We start from the raw sequence: 8,113 nt of genomic DNA, 5'->3' as shown, positions 1-8,113 counted from the left end.
CAATTTTGGGTAATCCGCCAAGAAACCCTGGGTATGGCATGGAATCGTACCTGGCGAGGCACTATAACCATGGGGCCTCCATGGTAAATATCTTTGCCTTTGGTCTTCGGGGAGGAACTATTATAGACAAACTGAATGATGCCGTGCAGGGGCCTGAAGCCATTACAGCCTACCGCGAATTTTTGAGTGGGAAGATCCTCGTAGAATAAGATACTGCGTTAACGCAAACATACTGCCAATCCTTATAGGTTAAACTACCCCAGGCAAGGTGATATAGCCCATTACGAAATTCCATGTGTCTGCACGGACTTGTCGATTTGACGAACAAGGCCTCTTAAAAAATTACCAGGACCTATTTCTGTAAATTCAGTGGCTCCATCTTCTATCATATGGAGAATGGTATGCCTCCACATTACCGGATGCGTTAATTGATCGATCAAATTTCTTTTTATGATCTCTACATCTTCGGTCTGGCGACCTGCGAAGTTCTGATAAATTGGGCATCTCGGTTTATTAAATTTTGTTTCCTCAACAGCCATTCTGAATTCTTCAACAATTGGCTCCATAAAGGGAGAATGAAAGGCACCACTTACAGGTAAATTTATTACTGCCTTGGCACCGGGCCTCAATTTATCACAGGCTTCTCTGAGGGCCTTCATGTCGCCTGAGATCACTACTTGTTTTAAAGCATTATAATTGGCAGGCACTACAATACCATCTACTTTTTTGCAAATATCCTTTACGATCACATCGTATAAACCAACCACAACTGCCATCCCTGTATTTTCTACTTCACATACTTTTTGCATGGCAGCAGCGCGCTTTGCTATAAGTAATAAGGCCGATTCAAAATCTAAAGAACCAATGGCGGCGAGGGCAGATATCTCCCCCAGTGAATGCCCCGCAACCATATTTGGTTTAAATTTATTACCAAGGGTTTTTGAAAGAATATATGAATGTAAGAAAATAGCAGGTTGGGAATACTTCGTTTGCTTCAGATCTTTTGCAGATCCTTCAAACATCACATCCGAAATTGAAAATCCTAAGATGTCATTACCTTTTTTAAAATATTCCTGAGCCAGGGGAGATTTATCATATAGAGCTTTTCCCATCCCGGGATACTGTGTGCCTTGACCAGGGAACAAATACGCGTGCATAAATAAAAAGGTTACTTAGACTATTTAAAGATCCATTTAAGAATGGTTAAAATAGTTTAAAATTCCCTAAGCTCATGACTATAAAGGTGTTATTCCATTTTCCCGGATGTTCTGCATTGAAATGAACGGCTGCTAACTAATCAATGGGTAGGCCATAAATATAAATCCCTATGACTGGGTCATAGGGATCAGTGCTTTTTATTGAAACTATTTTGGAAGCTCCATTACTCAGATCTTGCTTCCCCTTCTGTTGCCGCCTCCTGATTATAGTCGTTCACCATGCTTAAAAAAGCGGCCTCATACTCCTTATTTACGTACTTTCCCATTTTTTGTTGTTCCGTAAACTGGTTTCTAAAGCCATAGTGGTTGTTTGTATAATTTTCTTTTACCCTTGGATTGTCACCAATATAATTCAGCAAATTCACCTGCATAATATTGGTGGGGTTCTTGTTGTCTTTATTTACCAGGATCTGAAAGTTGTCTTGGATATAATTCACCAAATTAGCTCTGTCCTCAAAGATCATATCGGCAAGTTCGTGGTTAATAGTCCCAGTAGTACGGCTGTATAATTTAAACACTTCAATAGCACCTTGTGCAGTTTGCTCCAGACACATCTTTTTTGGGATCATTTTAATGGCCTTTCCGGTAAGGTCTGCATATCTTACGGTCTTAAACACTTTACCGTTATCCAGGGAAAAACCTTCTAAATCTCCGGGATTTAGTTTGTTCTTCATGCTTCCCTTTAATTTCCCGGTTTTTAAGAATTTATCATAATCCTTAGGGGTTACATAGGTGATATTTTGTTGAAAACGCTGTGGGTATTCAAAGTCTATTTGGATATAAGCCTCTTCCGTTTTGCCCTTTTTTAGGTGCAGCTCTCCTTTTTGATACAGGTCCTGCGCGTTGGCAATAAGGCCCACGAAGGCACAAAAGAAAAAGCTGCTGATTGCTTTGGATAATTTCATGTGATGGTTTTTGAAGTTTAATTACGTCCAATAAAAACGACATGGCTTGTTAAATATTGTCTTTCAAGGGTTTAGCACTGTTTAAGAACATAAGAACATATGGGATAAGTTTTTGTAGAAACCTTATATTTGAAATTAAGTGTGCTAGTATGATCATTCCTTCCTACGACAAGAGTCGCGTCATTAATTTTAGTGATGCGGTGTATTCTATCGCCATGACGCTGTTGGTACTGGAAATAGGTATTCCCACCTATGAGGCCTTTTCGTCTAATGATACCTGGACCTTGTTAGCCAATAGAATACCCAGTTTTATTGGATTAGTGGTAAGTTTTCTGGTGACGGCCCTTTACTGGTTGGCACATCTGCGGTGTATGCGACTGGTCTCTACCATAGATACCAAATTACTCTGGCTGAATATCTTCCTACTTTTTTTTATTGTGCTAATGCCCTTCTCTACCGGGTTCTATGTGGGTGGTTTTAACCTTACAATTCCGTTTGTCTTCTATTGTTTTAACCTCACGGCAATCGGATTGTTCAACTTACTCATGATCCTTTACGTGATCAAAAAAGAAAAAGGCCATCCGGAATTAACTCCCTTAGCCATTTTATGGTATAAACTTACCGCCTGGAACGCATTAACTGTCTGGATTCTGGCCGGGATCCTGGCATTTTTTGCTCCCTACATGGCCAGAATTATCTTTGTCCTGATCTTTGTTTTTCAGTTCCTTATCAATCGGTATTACCGAAAGAAGAAAAAACAACAAAGCTCGACCTAAGGAGATTTCCTGTTAAAAGAAACGATCTATTTCACTTTAAACACCATACAGTGCTGCCATGGCAGATTTTTTATGTTCTCTACCAGTACCATGCCCGCTGCCGCCATCTCTTTTACTGCTTGTTGCTCGGTCATTTTATGAAGTATTTTAATGGGAACGCTGGGATCTTCGCCACGATACTCAATAAGGTAAACGCTGCCGCCGGGGCGTAATGCCTTTTTGATGGAAGCCATCATCTCCATAGGATAGGTAAACTCATGATATACGTCTACCATTAACACCTTATCTATGGTATTCTCCGGAAGCTCAGAACTTTGTTCAGTCCCCTGAATCAAGCGTATATTCCCGATCCCCTCCTGCTCTTTCCGTTTCCTGATCGCCGCCAGCATTTCTTCCTGAATGTCTACGGCATAAACAAGACCATCAGGAACCAAGGTGGCCATCTTAAAGACATGATAGCCCGAACCGGCCCCTATATCAGCAATGACCTCCCCTTTTTTAATTTGCATGTTGCGTATGAGCGTGGAGGTATTCTCTTCTGCTTCTCTTTCCGGTCTGTTAAGCCAGTACATCCCCTGAAAACCCATGACGTAAGCAATTTCCCTGCCCATATACCATTTTCCAGTTCCATTGGGATCCCCATTTTGATAAGTATAAATGGCAGACTTATTGCCTTCCTGCCCTTCACAGGAGGAAAAGACAAATAAGAAACAAAGGAGGGCCAAAACGGGTATAACACTTTTCGAAATTTTGTCGGACTTTTTAAGTAGAAAATAGGATACTTGCATAGCTACTTTTTTCCAAAGTTCTAAAAGGTTTTGGAATTGATCTGTTGTAAAAATCTTAAAATAAAATAGAATTGTTCTTTATACAGTAGCTTTTTAAAGCACTATTAAGAAACATGAACCGGCACCATAGGTTTGTTTCCAAGGTCTCGAAGCATTTTTACATGGGCCAGGATAGCATGCCCCATACTTTTCTTTACATGATAGGGAATACCATATTCTTTTGCCGTTTCAGACACAATTGTAGCCATTTCCCGATAATGGATATGGCAAACATCCGGCAGCACATGGTGTTCTACCTGAAAATTCAAGCCTCCAATAAGCCAAAAAAGCAGCTTATTCTTAGGGGCAAAATTGGTAGTGGTTACCAGTTGGTGGGTATACCAATCCTCTTTCATGGCATTCTCCTCATTGGGCAGGGGAAATTCTGTCGCCGGCATTATATGGGCGATTTGAAAGACCGTACTAACCAGTAAACCAGTCACAAAATGCATACTAAGAAAGGCAAGTAAGATGATCCACCAAGCCTGTGGTACCATGATCATAGGTAATACCAGGGCATAGGTATAATACAGAATTTTCCAGGCTGTCATTGTCACAAGGGTTTTGGCATACTCATTCTTTTTAGAAAAGAACCCCATGTCCTTATATCTTTTAAGTCGAACATAATCCTTGGTAGTGATCCAGGAGATGGTAGAGATCCCATAGAAGAACCAGATATAAATATGTTGAAACTGATGGGCCCAATAGTGTTTGGCGTGGGGCGAAAACCGTAGAAAAAATGGTGCATTAAGGTCGTCATCTGCCTGGTCTATATTGGTGTACGTGTGATGAAGTACATTGTGCTGAATTTTCCAAACCTTGGCGTTGGCGCCTATCATATTAAAGGAATAACCCAATAATTTATTGATGGTCTTGTTCTTGGAATACGAACCGTGTATAGCATCGTGCATTACCCCCATTCCTATCCCCGACATGCCGAAACCGCAGAGAATATACAGGGCAAAGAGCATCCAGACACTGGTTACCAATCCGCTACCTAACAATATTAAGGGTACAAAGAACAAGGACATCATAATCACGGTCTTGATGACCATTCTCTTATTGGCATTTCTGCTTATGTTATTTGTTTTAAAATAAGTATTTACCCTGTTTCGCAGGGCTTTCGCAAAGTCGTTATCACGGGTTCTGGAAAATGTGGGATTCTTAGTAGGGCTAGCCATTTGTTTAAATATAAAAATGCTCCAATAAATACTACTACTCAACCTGGAGCAACAGATTAGGTTGAGATAGCTACAAACTATTCAGCAAGATGTTTACGTAGAAATATTAAAAAGAAGATAGGATAATAAGTATCCAGGGGTCCTCCACTCCAACTACTTCAATGCGCAATCGTATGCCATTCTAAAGTATTGAAGAGAGCTATTGCAAACAAAAATGCAGTGGTAACTAAAGCTTTCTAAAGCACTTACCCCGTAAAGATACGCTTTTATTTGAATGCCATTGGATGCCTAGGAATCAAAAGATATGTTAAAATTAGTTTATTGCGGATAAGTTTGTGAGCGAGTTAAGTTGCCATCCTGGTCGTAGAAATTCCATTTCCCCACCTTTTTCCGCCAATGGGCATAAGTTCCTTCTGCTTTTAAATTCCCATTTTCGTAGTACTGTTTAATAGCCCCCTCTACCCTGTTATCCCTATAGGTTCCAACTTCTTTAAGCTGACCGTTGGGGTAATAATTGATCCAGGTTCCGTTCCCGATACCATTCTTATATTCCTGAATGGAGAGGTACCTGCCATTGGCATACTTCCCGAACAATACACCAGTAAATGGGATAGTTTCATTGGTTTTATAATAGACACCTCCTACCTTATAGGGCTTTTGATAGGTGTCGCTCATAGAGACCATTTCCTGAGAGAGGGTATCTATTTGGGCTATCATCATCGTGGGAAAGATGATCATTACCCCTGCGACCATAAATAGCTTAGACGCCTTCATACCACACCCTGTATATGGCATCTCCAAAATCGTCCGAGATTAGCATGGAACCGTCCTCTAAAAATAACATATCTACCGGTCTGCCAAAAGCTTGCTGAGTGGCCTCATCTAACCAACCGTCTATAAAAGTGTCATAGCCAACAGACGTATTCCCTTCTAACTTTACCAGGCTAATTTTGTACCCCACCTTTGAGGAACGGTTCCAGGAACCGTGTTCTGCAATAAAGGCATATTGCTTATAGGTGTCCGGAAAATTAGTGCCCCTGTAAAATTTAACCGCTAAGGGAGCCACATGGGCTCCTAGTGCCTGCACTGGTGGCACAAAATCCGAGCAAGGCCTTTGAGCCCCAAATTCGGGATCCGCAATAGTACCTCCATGGCAGAAGGGATAGCCAAAATGCTGCCCTGCCGATTCTATCCTGTTCAATTCACAAGGCGGTGTATCGTCGCCCATCATATCCCTGCCATTGTCTGTAAACCAAAGCTCTCCTGTTTCCGGATGCCAGGTAAATCCTACCGTATTCCGTACCCCATGAGCATAGATCTCCCGGCTAGAACCATCAGGATCCATTCTGGTGATGGTTCCAAAGCGTTCATCCTCCCCTGTGCGATCACATATATTACATGGGGCGCCCACAGGCACATACAATTTCCCGTCCGGACCAAATGCGATATATTTCCACCCATGATGAAACTCTGTGGGGTAATCCTCATAGATAACCTGTGGTTCTGGTATTTTTTCTAAGCTTGCTTCAATGTTTGGATAGCGTAATAGTCGGTCTACCTGGGCCACATATAGTGCTCCATCCCTAAAGGCTATTCCATTAGGTACTTTCAGAGTAGAATCCAGGATCATAACTTTATCTGCTCTGAAATCCCCATCCGTATCTTTGATCGCATAGACTGTCTTCTCATTTCGGGTACCCACAAATAGAGTTCCTTTATCCCCCATGGCCATAGAACGGGCTCCGTCTATACCTTCAGCAAATACATCGATCTTAAAACCTTCCGGGAGACGCAGATTTTGAATGGGCAGCGGACCCTCATAGGGTTCCAACACTACTTTTTTTTCTGTTTTCTCCTCCGCATTGTCTTTACAAGAGAACATGCAGGCAATTATTACTGCAAACATGGAAGCTTTAATTAGGGTAAAATATCTTTTCATATATAAATTGTAAGTGAGATTATTGATTCTGTTTTTGCCACCTATTGTTTATGTTAGCAGACCACTCCCCTTCCGTACGGCTGCACAACTATTCTTCTGAAATAGCCCTCATATTACCACTATAGCGTATGGAAGTGCGATGTGTGCTATTCACATTAATATCGGCCTTCAGGGATGGAAATACGGTTATAATAAATTGTAAGGTTTCTGTTTTTTGCTTCACTTCCATCTTAACCACATACCTATTTTTCTTCTTATCCCACTCGATGGAATACGTATCCGGGATGCCGTTAAAGCTAATACCATTATCGCTGTTGCCATAACCACCACCCATCCGGCGTTCTCCGAAATACGGCAAGGAGACCGATACACTATCTCCTTTAACCGTAAGGTGATTAGTATTTCCCATAAGATCTATACTATTGGCATTGCTACCCGGCATGAACAGTCCGGAATTGGCCAGGCTGTTCAGCCCCTGAGTCATTAGTGGAAAAGCCCAGTTAGAGATGATCTCGTAGTGGGCCTCTTCTACCGTTTTAGTCAGGAATTGAATTTTATTTAAATCTGCTTCCACAGAAGAAGTGCTGCCACAGCCCACAGAAAGTAGGGCAATGAAAAGTAAAATTCCCAAGGATGGGGTTTTTTGCAACCAGCCCTTGATAACAATGAATATATGCAATGGTTGTATTCTCATAGGCCTATCGTTTTAATTCCTTCAATTCACCATTCACTTGGATACTTTTTTGGTCGTTTTAAGGAGACCAAAATACCAACTAAAACACCAATGGCAAAACTGCCCAGAATAATAAGTACTTTAGACATGGAGATATTCCAGAGCAGAAAGTCGACCTCCGTAACTTCCGCATTCTGAAGTGAAAAAATAACCACCAGTACTGCGAATACAATGGCCATAATGGTTTTAAATTTCACAGAGAATGATTTATAAAACTATCTTTTTATGATCTTAGACTTGTCGGCAAAAACCTTCTATCTCCCCATACTGCCATTCTAAATAAAGTTCTTAAAATCCCGGTTTCTTTGCGACTACTTTGTTAGAATGAAGGTGATTATAAGATACGAATTATCCATCACTTTGTAACGTAGATCATTCTTATAAAATAGCAACTGATTACGAGTTCCCTTTAATCTAATTGCCCATCTGCGTAAGCCGTGGATTCCCATTCAGAGATTCCTTTCAGGTCTTCTACCCAATTCCAGGAGGTATAGATCACTACAGTTTGTTCCTTGGCATTATCCTGAGTCCCCTC

10 protein-coding genes are annotated in these 8,113 nt (G+C 41.2%); 2 read left to right on the top strand and 8 right to left on the bottom strand.

The window, feature by feature from the left end; genetic code table 11:
* Positions 1–209 (top strand): hypothetical protein (locus WBM49_RS00050; RefSeq protein WP_424370007.1); only part of this gene is annotated, 209 nt, incomplete at its 5' end.
* 72 nt (positions 210–281) lie between these two features.
* Here WBM49_RS00050 and fabD read toward each other — a convergent pair.
* Both fabD and WBM49_RS00040 read right to left on the bottom strand, forming a co-directional pair.
* A complete protein-coding gene (gene fabD / locus WBM49_RS00045; RefSeq protein ID WP_424370006.1) occupies positions 282–1,157 on the bottom strand; it encodes an ACP S-malonyltransferase in 876 nt (291 codons plus the stop codon).
* Positions 1,158–1,381: 224 nt separating this feature from the next.
* On the bottom strand, positions 1,382–2,122 hold the full coding sequence (locus WBM49_RS00040; protein WP_424370005.1) for a hypothetical protein: 741 nt from the start codon (positions 2,120–2,122) through the stop codon (positions 1,382–1,384).
* 149 nt (positions 2,123–2,271) lie between these two features.
* Between WBM49_RS00040 and WBM49_RS00035 the strand changes: the two genes are divergently transcribed.
* Positions 2,272–2,898: a TMEM175 family protein gene (locus tag WBM49_RS00035; RefSeq protein ID WP_424370004.1), complete on the top strand. Its 627-nt coding sequence runs from the start codon at positions 2,272–2,274 to the stop codon at positions 2,896–2,898.
* A gap of 26 nt (positions 2,899–2,924) precedes the next feature.
* Here WBM49_RS00035 and WBM49_RS00030 read toward each other — a convergent pair whose 3' ends face one another.
* The 6 genes from WBM49_RS00030 to WBM49_RS00005 form a co-directional block, all read right to left on the bottom strand.
* Positions 2,925–3,686, bottom strand: coding sequence for a class I SAM-dependent methyltransferase (locus tag WBM49_RS00030; RefSeq protein WP_424370003.1), 762 nt, complete (start codon positions 3,684–3,686; stop codon positions 2,925–2,927).
* Positions 3,687–3,790: 104 nt separating this feature from the next.
* Complete coding sequence (locus WBM49_RS00025; RefSeq protein WP_424370002.1) at positions 3,791–4,906, bottom strand: fatty acid desaturase family protein; 1,116 nt, start codon at positions 4,904–4,906, stop codon at positions 3,791–3,793.
* A gap of 318 nt (positions 4,907–5,224) precedes the next feature.
* Positions 5,225–5,680, bottom strand: coding sequence for a toxin-antitoxin system YwqK family antitoxin (locus WBM49_RS00020; protein WP_424370001.1), 456 nt, complete (start codon positions 5,678–5,680; stop codon positions 5,225–5,227).
* On the bottom strand, positions 5,667–6,845 hold the full coding sequence (locus tag WBM49_RS00015; RefSeq protein ID WP_424370000.1) for a PQQ-dependent sugar dehydrogenase: 1,179 nt from the start codon (positions 6,843–6,845) through the stop codon (positions 5,667–5,669). Before WBM49_RS00015 ends, WBM49_RS00020 begins: the two co-directional genes overlap by 14 nt.
* An 88-nt stretch (positions 6,846–6,933) precedes the next feature.
* A complete protein-coding gene (locus tag WBM49_RS00010; protein ID WP_424369999.1) occupies positions 6,934–7,539 on the bottom strand; it encodes a DUF4251 domain-containing protein in 606 nt (201 codons plus the stop codon).
* 26 nt (positions 7,540–7,565) lie between these two features.
* The gene (locus WBM49_RS00005) at positions 7,566–7,775 is read right to left on the bottom strand and encodes a LapA family protein (RefSeq protein ID WP_424369998.1); all 210 of its coding nucleotides are present in this window, start codon (positions 7,773–7,775) and stop codon (positions 7,566–7,568) included.
* Positions 7,776–8,113 lie beyond the last annotated feature (338 nt).

Origin of the sequence: Muriicola sp. (genome assembly GCF_049669965.1) — a bacterium.
GTDB lineage: Bacteria > Bacteroidota > Bacteroidia > Flavobacteriales > Flavobacteriaceae > Muriicola.
Note: the sequence above shows the minus strand (reverse complement) of the source record. Positions and strands in the feature narration are given on the sequence as shown.